This is a genomic window from Rhodoferax sp. P1_F3 (assembly GCF_056405715.1).
In genome coordinates this window covers 475079-499723 of the sequence record NZ_JBFUBO010000002.1, presented here as the reverse complement: position 1 = coordinate 499723, position 24645 = coordinate 475079, and the positions used below count along the sequence as shown (strand labels likewise).

Sequence of the window (24645 nt, the reverse complement as noted above, 5' to 3'; positions counted from 1 at the left end):
CCACTATATTTTTGATAGCTGCTGGCGCAATATTGACGGGGCCACCGGCTGTTTTCTTATAAGACGTTAACCGGTACCTTGAGGTAGACCCGGCCGTCCGACTCGGCCGGTGGCATGGCGCCGGCACGGATGTTGACCTGCACCGAGGGCAGGATCAGGGTGGGCATGGCCAGGCCCGCGTCGCGCTGGCTGCGCATGGCCACAAAGGCATCTTCACTCACGCCGTCATGCACATGGATGTTGCTGGCGCGCTGCTGCGCGACCGTGCTGACCCATGCTGCGTCACGCCCTTCGGGCGGGTAGTCGTGGCACATGTAGAGGCGCGTGTCGCCCGGCAGGTCGAGCAGCTTGCGCACGCTGGCGTAGAGCTGGTGGGCGTTGCCACCAGGAAAGTCGCAACGCGCAGTGCCCACGTCGGGCATGAACAGGGTGTCGCCCACAAACACCGCATTGCCCACCTGGTAGGCCATGCAGGCGGGCGTGTGGCCCGGCACCGACAGCGCCTGGGCACGCAGGTCGCCAATGGCAAATACCTCGTCGGGCTGGAACAGATGGTCGAACTGGCGGCCATCGGGGTGGAACTCGGGCTCCAGGTGGAAGACGGCTTTGAAAACGTTTTGCACACCGGTGATGGCGGCGCCAATGGCGATCTGGCCGCCCAGCTGCTTGCGCAGGTAGTGGGCGGCGGACAGGTGGTCGGCATGGGCATGGGTTTCCAGAATCCACTGCACGGTCAACGCCTTGTCTTTGACAAAGGCCACCAGTGCATCGGCCGACCGGGTGCTGGTGCGGCCGGACTTGGGGTCAAAGTCCAGCACCGAGTCGACCAGCGCGCAGTGGCCGCCGGCGTGGTCGAACACCACGTAGCTCACGGTCCAGGTGGCGGGGTCAAAAAAGGCTTGCACCTGGGGTGCGGCGGTGGCAGAAAGGATGGGGGAGGCAGTGGCTATCATGGAAAACTCCTTGTAAAGGTCGTTGTTTCAGTTTCGACACAGATAGTTTATTGACTTATATATTGTTAGTCAATAAACTATCGACATTGCAAACGACCCGGAGCCCCACCATGCTGGCCACCCCCGACACCCCAACCGCCCCCGCGCTGGACCTGGCCGTGCTGCGCCAGTCGGCCGATGCGGCCTGCCGCCTCATGAAAGCCCTGTCCAACCCCGACCGCCTGCTGCTGCTGTGCCAGTTGAGCCAGGGCGAAAAGCGTGTGGGCGAACTGGAAGAGCTAGTGGGCATTGCGCAGCCCACGCTGTCGCAGCAGCTCGGCGTGCTGCGTGATGAGGGCCTGGTGAGCACCCGGCGCGAGGGCAAATCCATCTACTACTGCATAGACAGCCCGCAGGCGCTGGCGGTGATGGGCGTTTTGTACGCTGAGTTCTGCGGCAAGTAGGCACCACCCTTGAGGACACACCATGACGATTGACTGGAACCACTTCACCCCCTGGACCGCGCTGGCCGGTGGGCTCATTCTGGGCCTGGCCTCAGCCCTGTTTATCTTGTTGAATGGCCGCGTGCTGGGCATCAGCGGCATCGTGGGTGGTTTGCTGCGACCCGCACGCGGCGACACCGCATGGCGCATCGCGTTTGTGCTGGGCATGCTGGTGGCGCCCGCGCTGTACCTGTTGCTGACCGGCGCCGCGGTTCCCGCCACCATTGACGCCGGCTGGGGCACGGTGGTGCTGGCCGGTCTGCTGGTGGGCGTGGGCACGCGCTATGGCGCAGGCTGCACCAGCGGCCACGGCGTGTGCGGGCTCTCGCGCCTGTCACCGCGCTCGCTGGTGGCCACGCTGACCTTCATGGCGGCGGGCTTTGTCACTGTGTTCGTCCTGCGCCACCTGCTGGCCTGACTCAAGGAGCCTCCAATGAAAGACCGTATTGCCGCATTCGCCGTGGGCCTGCTGTTTGGCCTGGGCCTCATCGTGGCGGGCATGACCGACCCGAGCAAAGTGCTGGGTTTTCTGGACCTAGCCGGAGCCTGGGACCCGTCGCTGGCCTTTGTCATGGGCGGCGCCATTCTCGTGGGCCTGGGCGCGTTTGCGCTGGCCAAGCGCCGCAGCAGCAATTTTCTGGGTGGCCCGATACAGCTGCCAACCGCTACCGTGATCGACCGCCGCCTCGTGGTGGGCAGCCTGCTGTTTGGTGTCGGCTGGGGCCTGGCAGGTTTTTGCCCGGGGCCGGCCATTGTGTCGTTGGGGGCAGGACAATCCAAGGCAGCGGTGTTTGTGCTGGCCATGGTGGCCGGCATGGCTATTTTTGAATGGGCCGAACATCGCAAGCACCGCACTTTGACAGGAGACGCATGACATGACCCTTCGCACCCAAGCCCTCACCCCCCACTTTGCCGTGGCCGCCCAGATGGACGCCAGCATGGTGGCCGACGCCGTGGCCCAAGGCTTCAAGACCCTGGTGAACAACCGCCCCGATGGTGAAGGCGGCCCCGACCAGCCCCTGAGCAGCAGCGTGGAGGCCGCGGCCCGCGCTGCCGGCCTGCACTATGTCTACCTGCCCGTGGTGGGCGGCGCCATCACGCCCGCACAGGTGCAGGCCATGCGCGAGGCGATGAAAGATGCGCCCCAGCCCGTACTGGCGTTTTGCCGCTCAGGCGCACGCTCGGCCCAACTGTATTCGTTGACCCAGGCCGAATAAGCGCCACACCATGCCGCCCGCCGCCACCCGCTTCGCCTGGTTGCCGCACTGGCTGCGCCACTACCAGCGCGCCTGGTTGGGCGGCGATGTGTCGGCCGGGCTCATCGTCGCGGTACTGGTGATTCCGCAAAGCCTGGCCTACACACTCTTGGCCGGCCTGCCGGCCGAGATGGGGCTGTACGCCAGCATCTTGCCTGTGGTGGCTTATGCGCTGGTTGGCTCCAGCATGACGCTGGCCGTGGGGCCGGTGGCCATTGCCGCCCTCATGACGGCCAGCGCACTGCAGCCCTTTGCCATCGCCAACACCACTGAGTACACGCAGCTGGCCATGCACCTGGCGCTGATCTCGGGGCTGATGTTTCTGGCCTTTGGCGCGCTACGGTTGGGCTGGCTGGCCTACTTTTTGAGCCATCCCGTGGTCAGCGGTTTTGTGTCGGGCTCTGCCGTGGTGATTGCGCTGGGTCAGCTCAAATACATCATGGGGGTGGCCGCGCCCAACAGCTCCAGCTGGGCCACGCTAGAGGGCCTGTGGCGCGCCCTGCCACAAACTAACCTCACCAGCCTGGCGCTGGGCCTGGGCAGCATGGTGTTTTTGTTCTGGAGCAAACGGTACTTGGCCAACGGCCTGCGCCGCTTGGGCGTGGCCAGCCAAGCCGCCGACCTGCTGGCGCGCATGGCCCCCGTTGCCGCCGTCGCTTTGGGCACCAGCCTGGTGGCCTGGGGCGGTTGGGACGTGGCCCGGAATGTGGCCGTGGTGGGCACGGTGCCAGCCGGTTTGCCCGCGCTCAGCCTGTCGCTGCCGGGGCTGACCGAGCTGGGCCAGCTGTGGCTGCCCGCGCTGCTGATTTCGCTGGTGGGGTTTGTGGGCAGTGTGTCGGTGGCGCAGTCGTTTGCCATGCAGCGGCAGCAGCGCATCGTGCCCGACCGCGAGTTGTGGGGCCTGGGCGCCGCGAATGTGGCGGCGGCGCTCTCGGGCGCGTATCCGGTGCACGGCGGGCTGTCGCGCTCGGTCATCAACTTTGCGGCGGGCGCGCAGACGCCGCTGGCCTCGCTCATCACCGCAGCTTTCATGGTCGTCATCATTTACTTCTTCACCGGCCTCTTTTATTACCTGCCGCTGGCGGTGCTGGCGGCCAGCATCGTGGTGGCCGTAACGTCGCTGGTCGATGTGGCCACCCTGAAAGCCAGCTGGGCTTACGACCGGGCCGATGCGTTGTCGCTCCTGGCCACGGCGGTGGGCGTCGTGGTGCTGGGCGTGGAGGCCGGTATTGTGATGGGCGTGGCCATGTCGTTGGCAGCGCTGGTGTGGCGCAGCAGCCACCCGCACATTGCCGTGGTGGGCCGCGTGCCTGGCACCGAGCACTTCCGCAACGTGGAGCGCCACGCGGTAGAAACCGTGCCGGGCCTGCTGGCGCTGCGCGTGGACGAAAGCCTGTTTTTTGCCAACGCCACGGCGCTCGAAGAACGCATCGAGGCGCTGGTGCAGGCCGACCCCAGCATCCGGCGCCTGCTGCTCGTGTGCTCGGCCGTGAACCAGATAGACGCCACGGCCCTGTCCATGTTGACCGAGCTGGAGCAGAGCCTGAGCCAACGCGGCATCCGCCTGGAGTTGGCCGAAGTCAAGGGCCCGGTGATGGACCGCCTGCAGCCCACGGCACTCGGGCAGCGGCTGCAGGGGCGTTTGTTTCGGAGCGTGCACGACGCATTTATGGCGACTGACCGCCAAACCGACCCGCATTGGCAGAGTCCCTAAGGTTCAATTCGCTATATGTAAATGGAAAATAAGTAGTTTGGGTTTTAAGACGGGGTTCTGACAATGCCCCTCTGTTCAGCATTTGGCGCTCTGGCGCAACTCCCATGGTCACCCTTGTCATCGTTCCCGGCTGGCGCGACTCCGGCCCCGGCCACTGGCAAACCCTGTGGGCCGAGCAAATTCCCGGCGCGGTGCGCGTGCACCAAGACGACTGGGTTACCCCGGTGCGCACAGCCTGGGTGGCGTCCATCGGGCAAACCGTCCTCGACGCACCCGGCCCGGTGGTGATTGCCGCCCACAGCCTGGGCTGCATTGCCACCACCCACTTGCCACCCGAGGTGGCAGCCAAGATCCAGGGCGCGCTGCTGGTGGCGCCGGCCGACCCCGAGCGGCGCGGCATTCTGGCGGACTTTGCGCCGGTGCCCTACCAGCCCCTACCCTACCGCAGCGTGCTGGTGGCCAGCAGCAACGACCCGTTTTGCCCGGTACGCACCGCAGGCGCCTATGCGCGCGCCTGGGGCAGCGAGTTTGTGCGGCTGCAAGGTGCCGGCCACATCAACGTGGAAGCCGGTTTTGGCCCTTGGCCGCTGGGCCTGGCGCTGCTGCAGTCGCTGCTGGGCGCGCCGTTTCAACTGCCCACCGCTACCGAAGCACTATCGATTTGATAGCTGCTAGCGCAGTGTCTACGGGGGCCAGCGCCCCATTTGGCTTGAAGTTCAGCCGCGCAGCGCCAGCGACTGGCCCAGCGCAAACACCGAGTTGGGCGCATTGGTACGCACCGGTGCCAGCGGCTTGAGCTTTTGCAACACGCCCTTCTTGGTCGTCTTGCGCTCCTGCACCTGAAAGCCCTTGGCGCGCTGTTCGGCCGCCAAGCTTTGCAGCGTGATGGTCTTCATGTGCGCCACGATGGTGGACTGCAGCGCGGCCCACAGCTCCTTGGTCATGTCTTCACCCTGTTCGCGGCGTGCGGCGTTGTCTTCACTGTCTTCAATCGCGCCAATGATGTCGGCCACGCTGATGGTGTCACCGCGAAAGCCCAGGGTGTAGCCGCCGCCGGGGCCACGCGTGCTCTCCACCAGGCCGTGCTCGCGCAGCTTGGCAAAGACCTGCTCCAGGTACGACAACGAAATGCGGTGGCGCAGCGCGATGTCTTGCAGCGGCACGGGTTGGCCGCTTTCGCGCAGGGCCAGGTCGATCATGGCGGTAATGGCAAAACGGCCTCGGGTACTGAGTCGCATAGGTTTACTCCTTTGAGTAATTGACTGGAAGACTCGAACTGTAGGCCGCTGTATGCTTCGCGTAAATTCGTATTTTGTAATTTTTTTCTTCGATTATTTCGCAGTGTTTCGGTTTGTTTCATTCGGGGGCGCACCATGAACTTCAAACATCTCCACTATTTCTGGGTCACGGCCAAGGCTGGCGGCGTGATGCGGGCGGGCGAGCAGCTGCACACCACGCCGCAAACGCTGTCGGGCCAGATCAAGTTGCTGGAGGACTGGCTGGGCCGCAAACTGTTCCAGAAAAGCGGGCGCAACCTGGAGCTGACCGAGGATGGCCGCCTGGCGCTGGGCTATGCGGACCAGATCTTCACGCTGGGGGCCGAGCTGGAGAACGCGGTGCGCCAGTCCACCGGTGCCCAGAAGGTGCTGGATTTCAAGGTGGGCGTGGCCGATTCGGTGACCAAGTCGCTGGCCTACCGGCTGCTGGAGCCGGCGCTCTCGGTGGAAGAGCCGGTGCGGCTGATCTGCAGCGAAGGCAAGTTCCCCGACCTGCTGGCCAAGCTGGCACTGAACCAGCTGGACCTGGTGATTGCCGATGAGCCCATGTCCAAGCGCATCAGCGTGAAGGCCTTCAACCACCCGCTGGGTAGCACCGCCATGAGCTTTTTCTGCGCGCCTGAGCTCAAGGCGCAACTGCAAGGCCCCTTCCCCGCCTGCCTGAACGGCGCGCCCATGCTGATCCAGGGCGCCCAGGCTTCGGTGCGCCAGCAGTGGGAGGGCTGGCTGAGCCGCCATCAAATCCACCCCCGCACGATTGGGGAATTTGACGACGGCGCGCTGATGAACGCCTTTGGCCGCCAGGGCCGCGGCGTGTTCATGGCGCCCTCGGTCATGGAGGCGGACATCATGGAGCAGTTTGGCGTAGAGCTGGTTGGCCGCACCGACGAGCTGGTGGAGGAGTTCTTTGCCGTGTCGGTAGAGCGGCGCATCACCCACCCCTGCGTGGTGGCCATCACCAACGCGGCGCGTGGCGAGTTGTTTGGTTGATCATCCAGCGCCTGATTTGACCGTAATTCTGTACATGACTAGAATTCTGTACATGCCAACCAACCCCAACCTGATCGGAACGCAGCTGCGCACCTTGCGTATAGCGCAGGGGAAGTCGCAAATGTTGGTCGCCAAAGCCGCTGGCATCAGCCGCACCACCCTGGTCCAGATCGAAAAAGGTATGGACGCACAAATGTCCAGCTACCTGGCGGTGGCGCGGGAGCTGGGGATCGCGTTGGGCTTGGGTAGCGATTCGCCAGAACTGGCGGAGCGCCGCAAGGCACGCCTGGAGAACCAGGCCAAACTGGCCACCTCGCGGGAAAAACACCTGAAGATTGCAGCCCTTATGGCGCTGGACGACGCCCCTGCACGCGCGATGCAGTTGCAAGCGTTGCAGATGGTGGCGCTTTGGAAAGAGAGAGATTTGTGCAGCCCGGTATACATCGAACGTTGGACGCACATTCTGCAAGCCGAACCCAAAGAGCTGGCACGCAACATCCTGGCCATGGATGAGGAATGGGGGCCGGCCTTGCGCCAAAACACCCCGTTTGCATTGCCATCGTCATGAACCTCGAAGACGTCGACAAGGTGTTGAGCCAGATACGCGACGACAGCGGCCTGGATGAGTTTGTCATTGTGGGAAGCCTGGCGGCCTTGGGCGTTGCTGGCGCGAACCGGCCTGCGCGCATGACCATGTCCATGGAGGTCGATGCCTACCCGGCCAAAGATCCGGGCCGGGCACCAGAGTTTTCAAAAAAGTTTGGGGAGGACAGTGCCTTCCACAGGGAAAACGGTTTCTATTTCGACGCCATCAGCCCGGCGCTGCCCACCCTGCCAGAGGGCTGGAAGAACCGGACGATCCACCAGGTGCTGCCATCGGGCGTGAAGGTGCAGTTTCTGGACCCCAATGACTGCGCCATCTCCAAACTGGCCCGATCCGAACCCAAGGACCGGGAATGGGTAAGCGCAGGTCTGCGCGGCGGCATACTGTCTTTGCCCACCATCGAGTACAGAATGCGCGAGACGCAGTTTCTGGATGCCGAAGAACAACGCAAGGCCTACCAGTCGCTGAACGAAGACCGTGCCTGGCTGGAAGCACAACGCTCCCCCGGCAAAACCATCCCTTAACCGAGATATTCCATGTACAACGCCCTCGTTTTCATCCACCTCGTCTGCGCCATTGTCTGGATGGGGGGCATGGCTTTCATGCTGCTGGCGCTGCGCCCCGCCGCGATGGCCACGCTGGAGGCCCAGCCGCGCGCGCGGCTCATGGTGGCGGTGATGCGGCGCTTCTTTCTGGCGGTGTGCATCGCCATCGTGGGTTTGCTGGCCACGGGCGGGCACCTGTACACCAGCGCGTTCCGCGCGTCCAAGTCCGTCGTGGGCGCGGGCGTGGTGCCGCTGGGGTGGGACATCATGGCTGGTGTGGGCGTGCTGATGTTCCTGATCTTTGGGCACATTTACTTTGCCGGCTTCAAGAAATACCAACGCGCCGTAGCGGCGGGTGAATGGCCGGTGGCGGCCAAGGCCGCAGCCCAAATCCATGGGTTGGTGATCACCAACTTCTGCCTGGGCTGGCTAGCGATTGCCGCCGTCAAGCTGCTGGCCTGATGGCCGTGCGAGCGGTATGGGCCTTGCTGGGCAGCTGCATGGCGTTGGCTGCCCAGGCGCAAGAACAGGAGCAAGGCCTGCCCCTGTGGGAGGTAGGCATGTTTGCCGGGGGCTTCTCCGCACCGGCCTACCCGGCGTCCAGCGAGCGCAGCACGCGCGCGCTGGTGCTGCCCACCCTGATTTACCGCGGCGAGGTGTTCCGCTCCGACCGGGGCGGCGTGGGCGCGCGCCTGCTGCACACCGACAACACAGAGCTGGACGTGGGCTTTGCCGCCTCGCTGCCCGCCAGTTCACAAGACATCCCGGCCCGCCAGGGCATGCCGGACCTGGGCACGCTGATCGAGTTCGGGCCGCGGCTCAAGGGCACGCTGGCACGCCCCACCCCCGACAGTCAGTTGCGTTACGAATTGCCGCTGCGCATGGTGCTGGAGATCAACGGCGGCGTGCACAACCAGGGCTTTGCGATGGAGCCGGAACTGAGCTACGACGTACGCAACGGCAACTGGCGCTTCTCCACTAGCGCCAGCCTGGTGCTGGGCGACAGCCGGCTCAACCAGTACTTTTACGGCGTGCCCTCCGACCTGGCCACGGCCCAGCGCCCGACCTACACGGCACAGGCGGGGCTGATCGCCACGCGGCTGACGTTCAACGCCTCGCGCAACCTGGGCCCCGACGTGCGGGTGTTTGCCTACGTGCGGATGGAGAGCTATGCCGGCTCGGCCAACACCGCGAGCCCGCTGTACCAGCAGTCCAACGGCACTTCGGCCGGGCTGGGCCTGCTATGGACACTGGGCCGTTCCACTGCCAAAGTCGCCAACTAAGTCTTGCTTAGACTGATTGCCGCATATACAAACAACGAACTATTCGTTGTGGTTTTATCGCCGCTTCCCCAGAATCGCAGTTCTGCACATTTTGTTGCACATTCCCTTTGTGAGGTCCTTCATGAATTTCAAGCAAAAAGCCACGCTAGCCATCGCCGTCATTGCGCTGACAGCTAGCAATTTGGTAGCAGCCCAGACCACGACGCTGCTCAATGCGTCCTATGACGTGGCGCGCGAGTTCTACAAGGACATCAACACCGCCTTCATTGCCAACTACAAGAAAACCACGGGCAAGGACATCAAGATCGACCAGGCCCACGGTGGCTCCAGCGCCCAGGCCCGTGCGGTGAATGATGGGCTGGAGGCCGATGTGGTCACCTTCAACACCAGCACCGATGTGGACTTTTTGGCCAGCACCGGCGTGGTGGCCAAGGACTGGACCAAGAAATTCCCCAACAACGCGTCCCCCACCAGCTCCACCATGCTGTTTCTGGTGCGCAACGGCAACCCCAAGGGCATCAAGGACTGGGACGACCTGATCAAGCCAGGCGTGCAGGTCGTGGTGGTGAACCCCAAGACCGGTGGCAACGGCCGCCTGGCTTATCTGGCCGCCTGGGGCCAGGTGCGCAAAAAGGGCGGCACTGACGCCCAGGCTCTGGACTACGTGAGCAAGCTGTACAAAAACGTGCCTGTGCTGGCCAAGGGCGGCCGCGATGCGACCACGATCTTTTTGCAACGCAATATTGGCGATGTGCTGATCACGTTTGAATCGGAAGTGGTGAGCGTGGACAACGAATTTGGCGCAGGCAAGGTGGACGCCGTGCACCCCAGCAGCTCTATGGTGGCCGAAAACCCCGTGGCGGTGGTGGAACGCACCGTGGCCAAGAAGGGCACCGCCGAGCAGGCCAAGGCCTACCTGAACTTCTTGTATTCCGAAGAAGGCCAGGAAATTGCCGCCAAACACGCCATTCGCCCGACCAACCAGGCGATCCTGAAGAAGTACAGCAACGTGTTCAAGCCCATCAGCCTGTTCCGCGTGGAGGACTACTTTGGTTCGTTTGCAGAAGCACAGAAAGTGCACTTCAACGACGGCGGCCAGTTCGACAAGCTCTACACCGTCAAGTAAATGCGTGCTGCGAAAAAGGTACTGCCCGGATTCAACATCACGCTGGGTTTCACGCTGTTCTACCTCTGCGTGATTGTGCTGATCCCCCTGTCGGCACTGCTCTTCAAGACCTTCACCCTCACCTGGGACCAGTTCATCACCGCGGTGGGCAGCCCCCGCGTGATGGCCTCGTACCGGCTGACCTTTGGCGCCGCGTTCATCGCGGCGCTGGTCAACGCCGTGGCTGGCCTGCTGGTGGCCTGGGTGCTGGTGCGCTACACCTTTCCGGGCAAGAAGATCATTGACGCGCTGGTGGACCTGCCCTTTGCGCTGCCCACCGCCGTGGCTGGCATTTCGCTCACCGCGCTGCTGGCCAGCAATGGCTGGGTGGGCAGCTTGCTGGAGCCCTATGGCATCCAGCTCGCGTTCAACCGCAACGGCGTGGTGATCGCGCTCATCTTCATCGGCCTGCCCTTTGTGGTGCGCACCGTGCAGCCCGTGCTGGAAGACGCCGAGAAAGAGCTGGAAGAAGCCGCCACCTGCCTGGGCGCCACGCGCTGGCAGACCTTTCGCCATGTGATCTTTCCCACCATCGCCCCCGCGCTGCTCACCGGCTTTGCCATGGCGTTTGCCCGGGCGATTGGCGAGTACGGCTCAGTGATCTTCATCGCCGGCAACATGCCCATGGTGTCCGAAATCACGCCACTCATCATCATTGGCAAGCTAGAGCAGTACGACTACGCGGGTGCCACCGCCGTGGCCACGGTGCTGCTGGTCATTTCCTTCGTTCTGCTGCTCGTCATCAACGCACTGCAAGCCTGGCAGCGCAAACGCTCGGGAGCCTGACCATGAGTAACTCCCGCACCATCCGCCGCGCCAAGGCCGGCACCACCGAACCCACCTGGGTGAAGTGGACGCTGATCGGCACCGCACTTGCCTTCATCTTCCTGTTCCTGCTGCTGCCGCTGGCGGCCGTGTTCACCGAAGCCCTGCGCAAGGGCCTGGGCGCCTACCTGGAAGCCTTCAAGGAACCCGACGCCTGGAGCGCCATCCGCCTCACGCTCATCACCGCCGCCATCGCGGTGCCGCTGAACTTGGTGTTTGGCGTGTCCGCCGCCTGGGCGATTGCCAAGTACGAGTTCCGTGGCAAGGCCTTCCTCACCACACTGGTGGACCTGCCATTTTCGGTGTCACCCGTGGTGGCGGGTCTGATTTATGTGCTGATGTTTGGCGCGCATGGCTGGTTTGGCCCCTGGCTGCAGGCGCATGACATCAAGGTCGTGTTTGCGGTGCCGGGCATTGTGCTGGCCACCATCTTTGTGACCTTCCCCTTCATCGCGCGCGAGCTGATCCCGCTGATGCAGGCGCAGGGCACCGAAGAAGAGCAGGCCGCCATGGTGCTGGGCGCCACGGGCTGGCAGACCTTCTGGCATGTGACCCTGCCCAACATCAAGTGGGGCTTGATCTACGGCGTCATCTTGTGTAACGCACGCGCCATGGGCGAGTTTGGCGCGGTGTCGGTGGTGTCGGGCCACATCCGCGGCCAGACCAACACCATGCCACTGCACGTCGAAATTTTGTACAACGAGTACCAATCGGTGGCCGCATTTGCCGTGGCCAGCCTGCTGGCACTGCTGGCCCTGGTCACGCTGGTGATCAAGTCGTTTGTGGAATGGCAGTTTGAGCGCGACCAGAAGGCCGCCGCCGAGTTGCCCCCTGAACGCCCCATTGCCACCATGCCGGCCTGACCCCCCCTTCCTTCGAGAAAAATTATGAGCATTGCCATCCGCAACGTCAGCAAAGACTTCGGGACCTTCAAGGCCCTGAAGGATGTGAGCCTGGACATCGAGTCCGGCGAACTTGTCGCCCTGCTTGGCCCCTCGGGCTGCGGCAAGACCACTCTGTTGCGCATCATCGCCGGGCTGGAAACGGCCGACCGGGGCAACATTCTGTTCAGCGGCGAAGACACCACCGACGTGGACGTGCGCGAGCGCAACGTGGGCTTTGTGTTCCAGCACTACGCGCTGTTCCGCCACATGACCGTGTTTGACAATGTGGCCTTTGGTCTGCGCATGAAGCCGCGCGCAACGCGCCCGTCAGAGGCCGTCATCAAGCAAAAGGTGCATGAACTGCTCGGCCTGGTTCAACTGGATTGGTTGTCGGACCGCTACCCCGCGCAACTGTCGGGTGGACAGCGCCAGCGCATTGCGCTGGCCCGCGCCCTGGCGGTGGAGCCCAAGGTGCTGCTGCTGGACGAACCCTTTGGCGCGCTGGACGCCAAGGTGCGCAAGGAACTGCGCCGCTGGTTGCGCCGCCTGCACGATGACCTGCACGTGACCAGCATTTTTGTGACGCACGACCAGGAAGAAGCCCTGGAAGTGGCCGATCGCGTGGTGCTGATGAACAGCGGCAACATCGAGCAGATCGGTTCGCCCCAGCAGGTGTGGGACCACCCCGCCAGCCCCTTTGTGTACGGCTTTTTGGGCGATGTGAACCTGTTCCATGGCCGCGCCCATGAAGGCGAAATGCTGATTGGCGAAGCGAAGCACGGTGTGCGCCTGGCCACGCCAGAGCATGCGCAGGCGCAAGACGCCAAGGCCTTTGCCTATGTGCGCCCGCACGACCTGGACGTGCAACGCTACGCCGCAGGTACGGGCCAGAACGGCATCGCCGCCAAGCTGGTGCGTGCCATTGTGGTGGGGCCTATTGCACGCCTGGAACTGCTGCCGCAAGACAGCAGTGCGGCGGGCAGCGGCGACATCATCGAGGCCCAGATTGGCGCACAAGAGTTCGCAGCGCTGGCGTTGAAGGACGGCGAAGTGGTAGTACTCACACCGCGCAAGGCGCGGGTGTTTGTGTCGCCCTAAGGGGCGGATTCACAACCCCGGGTAGCAAAGCGTTACATCCGAGCGTAGGCTACCGCACAGAGTGATGGTGGTTGGATTTTTAGGATGTGGTTGTGGGCGCGCAGGGCGTTCACACAACTGCAACCTACTCTCCAAGGAACTCACCATGACACAGAGCAAGACCTCCAGTAGCACCCCTAAGAGCAAGCCACAGCCGCAGCACCAGCAAGCAGGCTCCAATGTGGAGCAGATCGGCAAAAGCCAGAAGGACGGCGGCAAGCTGCAAGGCTCGGGCGACCACAAGTCGACCGACCAAAACGCGCAGCACCGCAACGGCAACGCACAACACAAGTAAGTGCCCCGCCTTCCTCAGGTGCCCCAGCGCAAGCCGGGGCAGGACCGCAACCATTCCACAGATCGGACGCATATGAACTACCTCGACCGAGATACCTACGGCATCTACAAGAGCCCCCAACACGGCAACCTACCCCAAGGCTTTGACCATGGCCCGGGCCCTGGTCTCATGGGTGCAGACACCCTGATCGGCAACGATGTGTACAACCCCGCTGGCGACGACCTGGGCGACGTCAAGGAAATCCTGCTGAACATGCACACCGGACGCGTGGCCTACGCCGTGCTGGCCTTTGGCGGATTCCTGGGCCTGGGCGACAAACTGTTTGCCGTGCCATGGGAAGCCCTGAAGCTGGACACCACCAACAAGCGCTTCACGCTGGACGTGGCCAAGGAAAAACTGGAGAACGCACCAGGCTTTGATAAGGACCATTGGCCTGACATGGCGGACACCACCTGGACCAACAGCCTGCACACCTACTACGGCACCACGCCCTACTCGGACGGCCTGAACCACTAGCCTGGGCGTATGGGGGCTCGTACCTCTACACCTCCCCTGCTGACGTTTGCCGCCGCATGGGGCTTGCTGGTGCAAACCACCAGATCGTGGTTGGGCGACTACGCGCCCAGTATGGGCGCCGCCCTCGCCTACTACACCTTGTTTTCCCTGGCACCGCTGATGCTCATCGTCATCGCGGTGGCAGGGTTGCTGTTTGGCGAGGACGCGGCCCGCGGCGAGATCGCATCACAACTGCGTGCCTTGATGGGCGACGGTGGTGCCAAGGCCGTGGAAGACCTGTTGGCCAGTGTGCGCCGCCCCGCAGAAGGCTCCCTAGCGACAGCGCTGGGCGTGGTACTACTGTTTCTCGGTGCAACCACCGTGTTTGCCGAACTGCAGGACGCGCTGGACCGCATCTGGCGTGTTCCGCTGCGGCAGCGTGCCAGTGGCTGGCTCTCGCTGGTGCGCGCCAGGCTGCTGTCGTTCGGCATGATTTTGGCCATCGGATTTTTGTTGACCGTGTCGCTGGTCTTCAGCGCCGCACTAGCCACCCTGGGGCGCTGGGCCGAGCCAGTCTTCGGCGGTTGGTATGCACTGGCCGCCATCACCAACGCCATCGGCGCGTTCGCCCTGGTATCGGTTCTGTTTGCGCTGATCTACAAGGTCATGCCGCGGGCCCGTGTGGAATGGGCCGACGTTTGGATTGGTGCCATCTTCACCGCCCTGCTGTTCAGCTTCGGCAAGTACCTGATCGGCCTCTACATCGGGCGCAGTGGCATCGTCAGCGGCTTTGGCGCTGCGGGTTCGCTGGTAATGATTTTGCTGTGGGTGTATTACTCGGCGCAGATTTTTCTCATCGGCGCGGAATTCACCTGGACCTATGCCAACACCTACGGGTCCCGACGGGACGGCGGCTAGCGCTAAACCCGGTAGCGGCGGCTGTCGGCCGAATCACGCAGATTGGATTCGATCTCCACGATGTCGTAGAGACCCGTGGAAGACAAGTAGTTCGCCCATTGCAGCGCGCGATCTTCAACGGGATGCCATGGCCCGGTGTCTATGACCTGTTGCCACGTTCCCTTGAACTGGCGCATGGCCTTCGTTACTACCCTGTACATCGTTGTACCTAACCACTCACAAAAAGATGTTTTCAGACAGTGCTGATTGTCCCAGCAAATCCGTACCGTGTTGGGTAGGAGCCGCCATATCCCACTGGGGAACTTGGGTGATCTTGCCAAGCTGGCGCATGGGTGCCAGCGCCGGTATCTCTACTTTTCGGTCGATCGGTGTCCGCGTTCTTTCAGGCTCTGGCGCAGAGCTTTTCTCTCGTCGGCGTCCATGCCTTCCAGCCGCTCCACCAGCTTGGAGTGGCGTGCCAACAGCAGTGTGCGCAAGGGGCGTTTCTGGTGTGTGCCCGACGTCGTAAAGATCAGCCCAGAATGCGGAACAGGCCGTAGGCCGAAAGCACACCGCTGACGACCAACAAGACCGTTTTGGTGGCGCGCGCGCCGATCAAGGTGCCTGCGATGCTGCAAGCGAGGATGGCGCCAAAAATGTAGGTGGTTTTCATGGGGTGCGATGGTAAAGCATGGCGCTGCACACGCGCCTTCTCTAACTGCTTGCCAAGGCGCCAAGACCTGGTTCTGACAACCTGAAGCTCAGCCTCTCGATGACCTGCTGTGCCCCAAGCCCTTGGTAGAAAGCAATGCCTTTGGCATTGCTTGCCTTGACCGGCCAATCCATGCGACTGCAACCGTTATCCACGGCATAGCGCGCAACCCAAGACATGAGGGCCTTGCCAACGCCGTTGCTTCTCTGCGACGACCGAACATACAGCTCTTTCAACTGGCAATGTCGGTTCTGCTCAGGCGTAGGCTCGACCAGCGAGTAGGTCAATGAGATGGCGGCAAAACCGAATACCTGTCCGGCTCCATCGCAGGCCACGACCAAGCGAAGGGGCGAATCCGGGCCCAGGAGATTGTTGATGAGATGGGCACGCACGGTGTCCGGCGCCACGGAGGCACCGTCGTTGTAGTAGGCGTGTAGCTCGCACAGTAGCGCGATGAGCGATTCGTGCTGAGGCTGAGAAACTAAATTGACTTGCATGGGTACCTGTGTGTGAGAGTTAAACGCGCCCCAGCGCTGCCCGAATCCGCTCAATCGTCTCCTCCATCCGCGCGTGGCTGGACACCTCCAGCCCCAGTTGGCGGGCGATGTCGTTGACGATGGCAGCGTTGAGCGGCAGGCCTCCGGCATCCACGGCCTTGATGAGGGCCTGGGCGCGTTGTTCGGCGGTGGGTGGCTTGCGCCGGCCGAGCAAGAAGTCAAGCCAGTTCATGGAGTGTTGTGCCTCAGAATGCTCCTGAATTAGGAGCTACTCGCGCATATTCTACGTGGGCTAGAGGCCTATTTGGCTCTTGCTTTAGGCAAAACTCGCCGCAGCAGCGGCCAGAGCGGTAAGCGGTTGAGTACCGCAATGGCCCAGCGCATTTGCCAGGGGAACACGGTGACGGCGTCTTTGCGGTCGATGGCTTGTACGATGCGCGCCACTGCCTGTTCCTCGGACCACAAAAAGGGCTTGTGGCTGGCATCGCCGCCGTTCAGGGCACGCAGTTTGGCGGTGTCCATATAGCCCGGCACCACGGCGGTCACGGCAATCGAGAACGGTGCCAGTGCCATGCGGTAGGTCTGGCACACGCTCAGCACCGTGCGCTTGCTGGCGCTGTAGACCGATGCACCGGGATAGTCTTTGAGCAAACCGGCCACCGACGACACCGCCACCAGGTGACCGCTGCGTTGCGCCAGCATCTGCGCTGCGGCCAATTCAAAGGCGTGGCTCAGGCCGCTCACATTGGTTTGCAGCAGGCGCAGAGTGGTGGTGGCGTCCATCGGATGGGTGCGCGTGTTGAAGTACAGGCCGGCGGTGACGATGAGCAGGTCCAGACGGTCCGGGGCAAACGCCCCCATGGCAGCGGCCAATGCAGATCGATCCGCAATGTCCAGGGCATAGGCCTGCAACCGTGGGAGGCCGTCCACCGCCGTGCCTTGCAGGCGACCGGTGTCACGGCCGCACACGGCAACCTCGTCACCCTGCTCCAGATAATGCCGGGCCAGCGCCAAGCCGATGCCGCTGGTGCCGCCAATGACCATGACCTTCATCGGTGCCCCCGGTTGTAGCGATTGATGTTGCGCATGCCCGTCTGCGCACCGCGCGGCACACGGGCAAATGCTTCCAGGCCCCGCTGATAGCCGTAGTCCCACTGGTCTTGCATGTGCTGGGCAAACACGGCATGGCTGACGGGCGGCAGCAGGTCCACGCGGTTCTTGCGCCAAGCAATCTTCTTCTGCAAGGTCTGCCTGGCCAGCGCTTGGCTGATGTCGGACGTGTCGATCCACACGCTGGCCTGCTGCGCATGCACGTGGCGCAGGCGCTGGTTGGCATCGATGCCCAGCACAGCCCGCCATGCGGGGGCCGAGGTGAGCTGCTCAAACTCAGACTTGAACTCCATGACCACCTCATGCGCCAGACACTGCGCCAGCTCGATGGGAAACAGGTCCACCACCCCACCCGTGTAGTACGCCGAGCCGTGCCGATGGGCGGGAAAATAAAACATGTCGGACACCGAGATGCGCACCGCTTCGCTCAGGGGCATGCCGATATCGGTGGCCACTGTGGGCGCAACCACCGTGTTACCCCACTGCAAGCTGTCAAAAGGAGACGGCGCCCCTTGCAACAGCTCTGCGGTGCGTGGCGCGCAAAACACCGTCTCCTCCAGCAGTTTGCGCGAACCGCGCCGCTGGCCCACCTCTTCTTCCGTGAACAAGAGACGGCTGCCGACGATGGCGATATCGGTTCCTCCATGGCGCGATGGCACCGGGAAGGTGGGCAGCTCTGCGGGCGGAACGAACAAATAGTCACCGAAGAGATCGGGCACGGTAGGTGCCGCTGCGCGGCGCAACGCACGACGGGCCACACCTCCCAACGTACGTGGCAGCGTGGCACGGGCTGCGGGTCGGAAACTGCGCCAAAACTGGTACATCTCCGGCGACGCCAGCCAAGCCCGGCGCTCGGCATCGTCTGGCACACTGTGGATCAGTGCCGCCGCAATCGAAGCACCACAACTCGCCAGCACCACATCGGGCTGCTGGCCCACCTCACACGCGGCGGCGTACATGCCCAGGTAAATGCCATACCGAAAACCTCCGCCGGCCATCACCATGCAACGTTGGTATTTCTGCGCTTGTGTCATGGCTTCAACATAGCACATGCCTACGCCGCTCTTGACCGCAACACGCGCCACCTGGCAGCAACGCCTGCGCCACCTGCTGCTCAATGCCGCAGTCTTTGGCCTGTGCTACACCAGCGCCAATCTGCTGGCACAACGCCTGGACATCCATCGCACCGTGGCCATCGCGCTGGACACGCACCTGGCCTTTGTGCCCTGGATGGTGCTGCCCTACATGCTGTCGGGCGTATTCTTTGTCGCCAGCTTCTGGGCGGTGGACTCCATGGATGCGCTGCGCGTGCTGAGCCAGCGCCTGCTATTGGCCACGGTGCTGGCCTGCCTGGTGTTTGTGCTGTATCCGCTGCACTTCAGCTTTGTCCGCCCTGGGGTGGCGCCTTCTCTGTGGGCGCCCTGGTACGCGGCACTGGGTGTGGTGGACCAGCCTTACAACCAACTGCCTTCGCTGCATGTGGCCTATTGCCTTATTTTCTGGTGTGCATTGCGGCCCTGCTGTGCAAGCCGTGCCGCCCGCATCGCGCTGCTGTTGACACTGAGCCTGGTTGCGGTGGCCACGCTGTTCACCTACCAGCACCACGCGCTGGATGTGTTGGCCGGGGGCCTGCTGGGTTGGGCCTGCACGCGGGTAGTGCAGCCCCGGCGGCACGAACCCTGGGTGGCCCTGTACTACGCACTGGGTGCTGGCGTGGTGGTGGTGCTGGGCCTTGCGTGGTGGCCCTGGTGGCTTACCGCGTATGGCGCGGCAAGCCTGCTGCTGGTGGCGCGGGCCTATGCCATGGGCGACGCACATTTTCTGCACAAGACTCGGGGTCGCTTTGCCTGGTGGGCCTGGCTGCTCTATGCCCCCTACCTGCTGGGCTACCGGCTAACCTGGCTGTGCGTGCAATGGCGGGAGCGTAAACGCCCACCCTTTGCCCAAGTGGCCCCAGGTCTGTGGGTGGGGCGGCGTCTGACGACCGCGCAAGCACGCCTGCTGCCTGCGGACTGCACGGTGCTAGACCTGGGCAACGAGCTCAGCGAAACACCGTTGCTGCGCACACGGCGCTACCACCATGTGCCTTTGCTGGACCTGGCGCCGCCTGGCAACACCGATGTGGAACGTGTGCTGGCCCTGGTGCACGACGCGCTACAGTCCGGGCACCCTATCTACGTGCATTGCGCCATGGGCTATAGCCGCAGCCGGCGCCTGGCCCACGCGTATTTGGCCCGGCACCCGCAAACGGGCGCCCTCCACTGACCACTCCACACTCCGCCCATGCGCTTTTCCGTCTACCAGCTCAAACCCCGTTTTCAACAACTGCTGCAGCCCCTGTTGCAACGCCTGGCGCGCTGGGGCATCAGCCCCAACCAGCTCACACTGGCCACCACAGGGCTGATGCTGCTGTACGGCACCGCGCTGGCGCTATACCCCGGCAACCCCGCGCTGTGGGTTGGCTTGCCGTTGGTGCTGCTGGTGCGCATGGCGCTGAATGCGCTGGATGGCATGCTGGCCAATGCCACGGGCCAGAAAACCCGGCTGGGCGCTGTGCTCAACGAGCTGTGCGACCAGGTCTCCGACGCGGCGCTCTACCTGCCTTTTGCACTGGCGCCCGGCGTCCACGCAGGGCTGGCGGTGGTGGTGGTGATCGTGGCGTCCTGGGTCGAATTCACAGGCTTGGCCGCCCTGGCGGCTGGCGCACAGCGCCGCTTTGACGGACCCATGGGCAAAAGCGACCGCGCAGTCGCCTTTGGCCTGCTGGGGCTGATGGTGGGCTGCGCGGCCACGCCTGCGTGGACCCACAGCGTGCTGGTGGTGGTGCTGGCGCTGCTGGGCTGGACCCTGCGCAACCGCCTGCGCGCGGCAGTAAGCGCAGGGAACTGAACCGCTCGCCTCAAGCCGGAATGCTTGGCGGCTCCGCCTCTTTGCGCGCCACGGACACCGTAAAGATCCCCTCCAGCCCAATCTGCGTGGCCACCTTGCGACAACCCGCACTGGCCACCAGCGCATCCATCTCGGCCTGCGGCCGCGGCCGCATGGTCCAGGGCCGGCCCAGGTGGTTGTTCAGCGTCTTGGCAATGAGCACCAACTGGGGGTGCCAAGGCTGCCCGGTGTAGATCAGATGGCCACCGGGCTTGAGCTGGCGGGCCACACCGCGCAGGGAGCGCAGCACGGCCGCGTTGTCGTTGAACAGCTCGTACAGGCCTGACACGATGACGATGTCATAGGGCGCAGCACCGTCGTCATAGCTGGCATCTGCAAAGGCGTCACGCAGCTGCAATTCGGGGGCGTGTTTCAACTGCAATTGATCGGCCAAACGCTGGGCTTGCTGCAGGTTGTGCTGGGCAAAGTCGCGCAGAGTGACGTGAATATCGCGGTCCTGAAACCGTTTCACCGTCTCCAGCACATAGCGGCCACCGCCCGCGGCAATGTCCAGGATGCGCAGCGGCGTGCCAACAGGGTGCTGGGCGATCCGTTGTGCCAGCGCCTCCTGCATCTGCCAGCGGCGCAAACGAATGCCGCGCCAGCCAATGGCGCCCAGGTAGCCGCCATCCACCACCTTGCCCACGCCCCAGTCGCCCTGGGGTTGGTTGCCATACACATAGTCGAGCGAGGCCCCCGAATCAAACCCGTGCTCCAGCCCAATGCGCATGCCCTTGCTGAGCCGCCCCAGGGTACCCAGCAGCAGCCGCTGCACGGCATAGAACGCACGCAGCGGCCAGGGGCCGATCTCGTCGCGCAGCAGCGCCTGGTACTGGCGCGCACTGGCACTCTGGGTATCAGCCGCGTGGTGGCGTGCGGCGGCCAACGGAGCCTGCGCAAAACAGGCGTCCACAAAGGTGCGCGCTTCCTGCACGGCTTGGTTGCGCACTGCATCGCTCTCGTAAAAGATGGCGTGGCGGCAGTCCTTGAGCACCACCATGCGCTTGAGGCTGGAGGACAGCCGTTCAAAGAACAGTTTTTGCGGCGCCTGCTTGACCACATAGTCCTGGTCGGCCACCAGCATCAGGATGGGCGTGTCAATGGCGCTGGCGTCGTGCACTACGCGCTGCGCAGTGTCGGCCAGGTCCAGCAACACGCGGGCCGAAATGTTTTTGGTGATGAGGGGGTCCGCGTCATAGGCCAGCGCCTGCTCCTTGGAGTGCGTGAGCATGGAAGCGCGGATGTAGCTGGTCACAAACAGGTCCTTCTTGAAACCCATGGCCAGGCGCAATGCCGGCTTGGCCAGCGGTACATAGAGGTTGATGTCAAAGGCCGCAGCCGCCATCACCACCCCGCGCACACCCGGTGCGTAGTCGTGCAGCCAGGTGGCTGCCACCACCGCACCCACGCTGTTGGCCACCACCAGCGTGTTGTGCGGCGCAATGCCATGGCGAGCCTGCACATGGCGCACAAAGTCGTCAAAGTCCTGCACCAGGGTCTCAAAGCCGGGCGCGTCACCCCGTTCGCCGGGCGAATGCCCGTGGCCTCGTGCGTCCCAGGCAAAGGCCCAGTCCTGCGTGCAGCCCAGTTGCTCCACCAGCGCCTGGATGCGGCCCGAATGCTCATGCCCGCGGTGCAGAAAGATCAGCGCCCGGGGGCCACCCTCTGCCTGCACGCGTGGCTGCTGTGGTTGCCATGCGCGGTAGAAAAGCCGGGTCTGGTCTTGGGTGTCAAACCCGGCTTCGCTACACGTCCAGCCGGTAGAAGGCGTTGCATTCGTCATGGAGTTCCTGAGTGAGGGAGAAGAGATCGCGGTGGCCACGGTCAATACAGTGACCAGCGCAGTACGCAGTAGAGCAAAGGGGCCGTCAACACCAGGCTGTCAGCCCGGTCGAGTATGCCGCCGTGCCCGGGGATGAGGTTCGAGAAATCCTTGAGGCCCAGAAACCGCTTGGCCGCAGAGAACATCAGGTCACCCAGAAAGCCAGCCAGCGACAACAACACCCCCAGCATGAGCAGAAAGGGGGCGGGCGCCAGCTGCAGGTGTAGGCCCAATGCCAGCGACACCAGTGCGCTGACCAACACGCCGCCCGCCAGGCCGGCCCAGGTCTTGTTGGGGCTGATGGTTTTGGCAATTTTGTGCCGCCCCAGGCTTTTGCCGCTGATGAACTGCGCCACATCGTTGAGCGCTGTCACGGCAAACAGGTAGAAGAACCAGGCCCTGCGCACCGGCGCATCCACAGGCAGGCGATCGAGTTGCAGCACAAAGGCCAGCCCCGCACACAGCAACAAGAACAACAGCCACAGCAACCGCTGGCGGTCGGGCCGCCAGCGCAACAGCAACGCCTGCAACAGGGCTAGTGCCGGCACCAACACGATGGCGCCCGGCACTTCCGTGCCCACCAGCAACAACTGCAGCACCAGCAAAGCGGCGCAGGCCCACTGAAAACGTTGTGGTGCAGTGTCGTGGTGCTGGGCCAGTTCACGCCAAGCAAGTACGGCGATCAGGACCAGTAGCAGCAGGGGTCCCCACGGGTACAACGCCCAGGCCAGGCTAAACACCGGGAATATCCGCCACCAGGCGTTGACCTGCAAACGCAGCGTGCCGGTAGGCGACGCACGGCCCAGCCAGGTGACCATGGCAGACGCCGCGCCCAGCACGAGGTAGAGCACCAGCATGGCGGACACCGTGGCCCTGTCGAAAACCAGTTCCTGAAACAAACCTTCTCCCTGAAGACACCCAGCAGGGCTAGAGTGTAAGGAGTCGGCCCGCATGGTTTGTAGGCCCGTGCTTCGAGGCTTGGTCGGCGTTGCCACACAGGGTTGGCACGCCTCATTCGCTATGAATTAAATAGCTGCTTGCGCAATATCTACGCGGGCTAGATGCCTATTTGTCTTATAAACCGCAGCCGCGCAAGATCAGCGACACCACATGCTCGGTGGCGCGCTCAAAGTCTTTGGGGGTCAGTGCCTCCTGCTCCAGCACGGCGCAGATCTGCACGTCAAAGTCGGCATAGGTCTGGGTCGCGGCCCAGATGGTGAAGAACAGGTGTATGCCATCCACTTGGGCCATGCGCCCGGCGTCCACCCAGGCTTGCACCACGGCTGCTTTTTCCAGCAGCAGAGTGCGCAGCTCGTTGGCCAGCAGGCTTTTCACCACGGGGGCGCCGTGCAGCAACTCATTGGCCCAGACCTTGGAGCCATCGGGTCGCTGGGCAGACAGTTCCATCTTGTCGCGGATGTACTGGGACAGCGCAGTCTTGGGGTCGGCGTCTACGGTGATGCCGTGTGTGGGCACCAGCCAGTCGTTGAGGATGCGGGCGAGTACTTCGCGGTACAGCACTTCCTTGCTGCCAAAGTAGTAGTGCAGGTTCGCCTTGGGCAGGCCACTGGCCTCGGCCATGGCGGCCATGGTGGCGCCGCCGAAGCCGGCGCGCGCAAACACCTTCTCGGCGGCAGAAAGTATCAGGGCCTCATTCGTCTGGCGAATGAGGCCCTTGGGAGCATCGGCAACGTGGTTCATGTCGCCGATTATTCAGTTACTTCTGCGCAGCGTCATAGATGGCGTGCGAGTACGCAGCCTTGCCTGGGTCTTTCTTGATCACGGGGTCGCTGCCACCGGCCAGCAACACCTTGACGGTGCGCTCATAGGCTGCAGGTTCCAGGTAACCAATCTTCTTGGTGCCGGCATTGGTGATCAGCTTGGCCACGTTTTCCATCTGGCGCTTTTGCACCTTCAGGCTGGCGCTGCCCGATGTGTCCGCAGCCACCACGGCTTTGGCGGCACCTTCAGGGTCTTTCACCGCGGCGTCCCAGCCCTTGAGCGTGGCCTTCAGGAACTTGCCCATCTTGGCGACAAAGGCAGGGTCTTTCAGGTTGTCTTCCAGCACATACAGGCCGTCTTCCAGCGTGGCCACGCCTTCTTTTTCATAGAAGAAGGTGACCAGGTCTTTTTCCTTCACACCGGCGTCTACCACTTGCCAGTACTCGTTGTAGATCATGGTGGAAATACAGGCGGCCTGGTTTTGCAGCAGCGGGTCGACGTTGAAGCCCTGCTTGAGGATCTTGATGTCGGAGTCGGTCTTCAGACCCAGCTTGCCCATCCAGTTGAGGAAGGGGTATTCGTTGCCACCGTACCAGACGCCCAGGGTCTTGCCCTTGAAGTCTTTGGGGCTGGCCACGCCGCTGGACTTTTTGCAAGTCAGCATCAGGCCGGACTGGTTGAACACCTGGGCCACGTTGACCAGAGGCACACCGGCTTCGCGCGCGGCCAGGGCCGAGGGCATCCAGTCCACCACGATGTCGGCCTGCTTGCCGGCGATCACTTGCGTGGGTGCAATGTCAGGGCCACCGGGTTTGATGGTCACGTCCAGGCCGGCGTCTTTGTAGAAGCCCTTGGCTGCGGCCACGTAGTAGCCGGCAAACTGGGCTTGCGGCACCCACTTGAGCTGCACAGTCACCTTGTCGGCGGCTTGTGCGGCAAAGCCGGCAGCGGCCAGCGCCAGGACCAACAAGGTCTTGGCACATTGGGAAGAACGAATCATGGAAAGCTCCTTCTACGGGTTAATGGAAAAACGCAACACAGACCAAGCGCGG

General features: G+C 63.3%; 33 protein-coding genes. 20 read left to right on the top strand and 13 right to left on the bottom strand.

All coding sequences use genetic code 11. From position 1 onward, the window contains the following. Nucleotides 1-56: 56 nt before the first annotated feature. Nucleotides 57-953 carry an MBL fold metallo-hydrolase gene (locus tag AC1DZ5_RS05055; protein WP_477886708.1) on the bottom strand — a complete coding sequence of 299 codons (897 nt, stop codon included), beginning with the start codon at nt 951-953 and terminating at the stop codon, nt 57-59. Nucleotides 954-1063: 110 nt separating this feature from the next. On the opposite strand from AC1DZ5_RS05055, the gene AC1DZ5_RS05050 reads away from it, so the two are divergent. The 6 genes from AC1DZ5_RS05050 to AC1DZ5_RS05025 all read left to right on the top strand — a co-directional run bounded on the left by AC1DZ5_RS05050 (nt 1064) and on the right by AC1DZ5_RS05025 (nt 5070). Continuing rightward, a complete protein-coding gene (locus AC1DZ5_RS05050; RefSeq protein ID WP_477886706.1) occupies nt 1064-1396 on the top strand; it encodes an ArsR/SmtB family transcription factor in 333 nt (110 codons plus the stop codon). Nucleotides 1397-1418: 22 nt separating this feature from the next. Next, nucleotides 1419-1853 (top strand): YeeE/YedE family protein, encoded by a 435-nt coding sequence (locus AC1DZ5_RS05045; RefSeq protein ID WP_477886704.1) that lies wholly within the window; start codon nt 1419-1421, stop codon nt 1851-1853. A 15-nt stretch (nt 1854-1868) separates the two neighbouring features. Further along, entirely contained in the window at nt 1869-2309 is a 441-nt protein-coding gene (locus AC1DZ5_RS05040; RefSeq protein WP_477886702.1) for a DUF6691 family protein, read from the top strand. A 1-nt stretch (nt 2310) separates the two neighbouring features. Continuing rightward, nucleotides 2311-2652 carry a protein tyrosine phosphatase family protein gene (locus tag AC1DZ5_RS05035; protein ID WP_477886700.1) on the top strand — a complete coding sequence of 114 codons (342 nt, stop codon included), beginning with the start codon at nt 2311-2313 and terminating at the stop codon, nt 2650-2652. Nucleotides 2653-2662: 10 nt separating this feature from the next. Beyond that, nucleotides 2663-4405 carry a SulP family inorganic anion transporter gene (locus AC1DZ5_RS05030; RefSeq protein ID WP_477886698.1) on the top strand — a complete coding sequence of 581 codons (1743 nt, stop codon included), beginning with the start codon at nt 2663-2665 and terminating at the stop codon, nt 4403-4405. A 104-nt stretch (nt 4406-4509) separates the two neighbouring features. Beyond that, nucleotides 4510-5070 carry an RBBP9/YdeN family alpha/beta hydrolase gene (locus tag AC1DZ5_RS05025; RefSeq protein WP_477886695.1) on the top strand — a complete coding sequence of 187 codons (561 nt, stop codon included), beginning with the start codon at nt 4510-4512 and terminating at the stop codon, nt 5068-5070. A gap of 51 nt (nt 5071-5121) precedes the next feature. Here the strand turns inward: AC1DZ5_RS05025 and AC1DZ5_RS05020 are convergent, their stop codons facing one another. Next, nucleotides 5122-5643 carry an Rrf2 family transcriptional regulator gene (locus tag AC1DZ5_RS05020; protein ID WP_477886693.1) on the bottom strand — a complete coding sequence of 174 codons (522 nt, stop codon included), beginning with the start codon at nt 5641-5643 and terminating at the stop codon, nt 5122-5124. Nucleotides 5644-5778: 135 nt separating this feature from the next. Here AC1DZ5_RS05020 and nhaR point away from each other — a divergent pair, with 135 nt between their 5' ends. The 12 genes from nhaR to AC1DZ5_RS04960 all read left to right on the top strand — a co-directional run bounded on the left by nhaR (nt 5779) and on the right by AC1DZ5_RS04960 (nt 14823). Further along, complete coding sequence (gene nhaR, locus AC1DZ5_RS05015; protein WP_477886691.1) at nt 5779-6672, top strand: transcriptional activator NhaR; 894 nt, start codon at nt 5779-5781, stop codon at nt 6670-6672. Between the two features lie 52 nt (nt 6673-6724). Next, nucleotides 6725-7240 (top strand): helix-turn-helix domain-containing protein, encoded by a 516-nt coding sequence (locus tag AC1DZ5_RS05010; RefSeq protein ID WP_477886689.1) that lies wholly within the window; start codon nt 6725-6727, stop codon nt 7238-7240. Beyond that, the gene (locus tag AC1DZ5_RS05005) at nt 7237-7800 is read left to right on the top strand and encodes a DUF6036 family nucleotidyltransferase (RefSeq protein WP_477886687.1); all 564 of its coding nucleotides are present in this window, start codon (nt 7237-7239) and stop codon (nt 7798-7800) included. Before AC1DZ5_RS05010 ends, AC1DZ5_RS05005 begins: the two co-directional genes overlap by 4 nt. Before the next feature lie 12 nt (nt 7801-7812). Then, nucleotides 7813-8283, top strand: a complete 471-nt coding sequence (locus AC1DZ5_RS05000; protein ID WP_477886685.1) for a hypothetical protein — start codon at nt 7813-7815, stop codon at nt 8281-8283. Further along, nucleotides 8283-9104, top strand: coding sequence for a MipA/OmpV family protein (locus tag AC1DZ5_RS04995; RefSeq protein WP_477886683.1), 822 nt, complete (start codon nt 8283-8285; stop codon nt 9102-9104). The genes AC1DZ5_RS05000 and AC1DZ5_RS04995 overlap by 1 nt, the downstream gene beginning before the upstream one ends. Nucleotides 9105-9225: 121 nt before the next feature. Further along, entirely contained in the window at nt 9226-10230 is a 1005-nt protein-coding gene (locus tag AC1DZ5_RS04990) for a sulfate ABC transporter substrate-binding protein (protein ID WP_477886681.1), read from the top strand. Continuing rightward, entirely contained in the window at nt 10231-11055 is an 825-nt protein-coding gene (gene cysT / locus AC1DZ5_RS04985) for a sulfate ABC transporter permease subunit CysT (protein WP_477886679.1), read from the top strand. It begins immediately after the preceding gene. A gap of 2 nt (nt 11056-11057) precedes the next feature. Continuing rightward, on the top strand, nt 11058-11957 hold the full coding sequence (gene cysW / locus AC1DZ5_RS04980; RefSeq protein ID WP_477886677.1) for a sulfate ABC transporter permease subunit CysW: 900 nt from the start codon (nt 11058-11060) through the stop codon (nt 11955-11957). A 24-nt stretch (nt 11958-11981) separates the two neighbouring features. After that, nucleotides 11982-13076 carry a sulfate/molybdate ABC transporter ATP-binding protein gene (locus tag AC1DZ5_RS04975; protein WP_477886675.1) on the top strand — a complete coding sequence of 365 codons (1095 nt, stop codon included), beginning with the start codon at nt 11982-11984 and terminating at the stop codon, nt 13074-13076. Between the two features lie 145 nt (nt 13077-13221). After that, a complete protein-coding gene (locus AC1DZ5_RS04970) occupies nt 13222-13410 on the top strand; it encodes a hypothetical protein (protein ID WP_477886673.1) in 189 nt (62 codons plus the stop codon). Between the two features lie 72 nt (nt 13411-13482). Then, on the top strand, nt 13483-13926 hold the full coding sequence (locus tag AC1DZ5_RS04965) for a PRC-barrel domain-containing protein (protein ID WP_477886671.1): 444 nt from the start codon (nt 13483-13485) through the stop codon (nt 13924-13926). 9 nt (nt 13927-13935) lie between these two features. Further along, the gene (locus AC1DZ5_RS04960) at nt 13936-14823 is read left to right on the top strand and encodes a YihY/virulence factor BrkB family protein (protein ID WP_477886669.1); all 888 of its coding nucleotides are present in this window, start codon (nt 13936-13938) and stop codon (nt 14821-14823) included. Nucleotides 14824-14825: 2 nt separating this feature from the next. Here the strand turns inward: AC1DZ5_RS04960 and AC1DZ5_RS04955 are convergent, their stop codons facing one another. The 7 genes from AC1DZ5_RS04955 to AC1DZ5_RS04925 all read right to left on the bottom strand — a co-directional run bounded on the left by AC1DZ5_RS04955 (nt 14826) and on the right by AC1DZ5_RS04925 (nt 18155). Then, the gene (locus AC1DZ5_RS04955) at nt 14826-15023 is read right to left on the bottom strand and encodes a hypothetical protein (RefSeq protein ID WP_477886667.1); all 198 of its coding nucleotides are present in this window, start codon (nt 15021-15023) and stop codon (nt 14826-14828) included. Nucleotides 15024-15173: 150 nt separating this feature from the next. After that, entirely contained in the window at nt 15174-15299 is a 126-nt protein-coding gene (locus AC1DZ5_RS04950; RefSeq protein WP_477886665.1) for a hypothetical protein, read from the bottom strand. Nucleotides 15300-15334: 35 nt separating this feature from the next. After that, the gene (locus AC1DZ5_RS04945) at nt 15335-15475 is read right to left on the bottom strand and encodes a hypothetical protein (RefSeq protein WP_477886663.1); all 141 of its coding nucleotides are present in this window, start codon (nt 15473-15475) and stop codon (nt 15335-15337) included. Between the two features lie 41 nt (nt 15476-15516). Further along, entirely contained in the window at nt 15517-16011 is a 495-nt protein-coding gene (locus AC1DZ5_RS04940; RefSeq protein ID WP_477886661.1) for an N-acetyltransferase family protein, read from the bottom strand. Between the two features lie 19 nt (nt 16012-16030). Then, nucleotides 16031-16243: a hypothetical protein gene (locus AC1DZ5_RS04935; protein WP_477886659.1), complete on the bottom strand. Its 213-nt coding sequence runs from the start codon at nt 16241-16243 to the stop codon at nt 16031-16033. A 68-nt stretch (nt 16244-16311) separates the two neighbouring features. Continuing rightward, complete coding sequence (locus AC1DZ5_RS04930) at nt 16312-17064, bottom strand: SDR family NAD(P)-dependent oxidoreductase (RefSeq protein WP_477886657.1); 753 nt, start codon at nt 17062-17064, stop codon at nt 16312-16314. Beyond that, complete coding sequence (locus AC1DZ5_RS04925; protein WP_477886655.1) at nt 17061-18155, bottom strand: patatin-like phospholipase family protein; 1095 nt, start codon at nt 18153-18155, stop codon at nt 17061-17063. The genes AC1DZ5_RS04930 and AC1DZ5_RS04925 overlap by 4 nt, the downstream gene beginning before the upstream one ends. 16 nt (nt 18156-18171) lie before the next feature. Here AC1DZ5_RS04925 and AC1DZ5_RS04920 point away from each other — a divergent pair, with 16 nt between their 5' ends. Next, complete coding sequence (locus AC1DZ5_RS04920) at nt 18172-19386, top strand: phosphatase domain-containing putative toxin (RefSeq protein ID WP_477886653.1); 1215 nt, start codon at nt 18172-18174, stop codon at nt 19384-19386. Nucleotides 19387-19404: 18 nt separating this feature from the next. Further along, nucleotides 19405-20010, top strand: a complete 606-nt coding sequence (locus AC1DZ5_RS04915; protein WP_477886651.1) for a CDP-alcohol phosphatidyltransferase family protein — start codon at nt 19405-19407, stop codon at nt 20008-20010. Between the two features lie 10 nt (nt 20011-20020). Here AC1DZ5_RS04915 and AC1DZ5_RS04910 read toward each other — a convergent pair whose 3' ends face one another. From AC1DZ5_RS04910 to AC1DZ5_RS04895, 4 genes are all read right to left on the bottom strand, one after another. Beyond that, a complete protein-coding gene (locus AC1DZ5_RS04910; protein ID WP_477886648.1) occupies nt 20021-21832 on the bottom strand; it encodes a bifunctional alpha/beta hydrolase/class I SAM-dependent methyltransferase in 1812 nt (603 codons plus the stop codon). 41 nt (nt 21833-21873) lie between these two features. Continuing rightward, complete coding sequence (locus AC1DZ5_RS04905; RefSeq protein WP_477886646.1) at nt 21874-22770, bottom strand: phosphatidate cytidylyltransferase; 897 nt, start codon at nt 22768-22770, stop codon at nt 21874-21876. 175 nt (nt 22771-22945) lie between these two features. Continuing rightward, the gene (locus AC1DZ5_RS04900; protein ID WP_477886644.1) at nt 22946-23572 is read right to left on the bottom strand and encodes a TetR family transcriptional regulator C-terminal domain-containing protein; all 627 of its coding nucleotides are present in this window, start codon (nt 23570-23572) and stop codon (nt 22946-22948) included. 16 nt (nt 23573-23588) lie between these two features. Continuing rightward, entirely contained in the window at nt 23589-24593 is a 1005-nt protein-coding gene (locus AC1DZ5_RS04895) for an ABC transporter substrate-binding protein (RefSeq protein ID WP_477886642.1), read from the bottom strand. Nucleotides 24594-24645 lie beyond the last annotated feature (52 nt).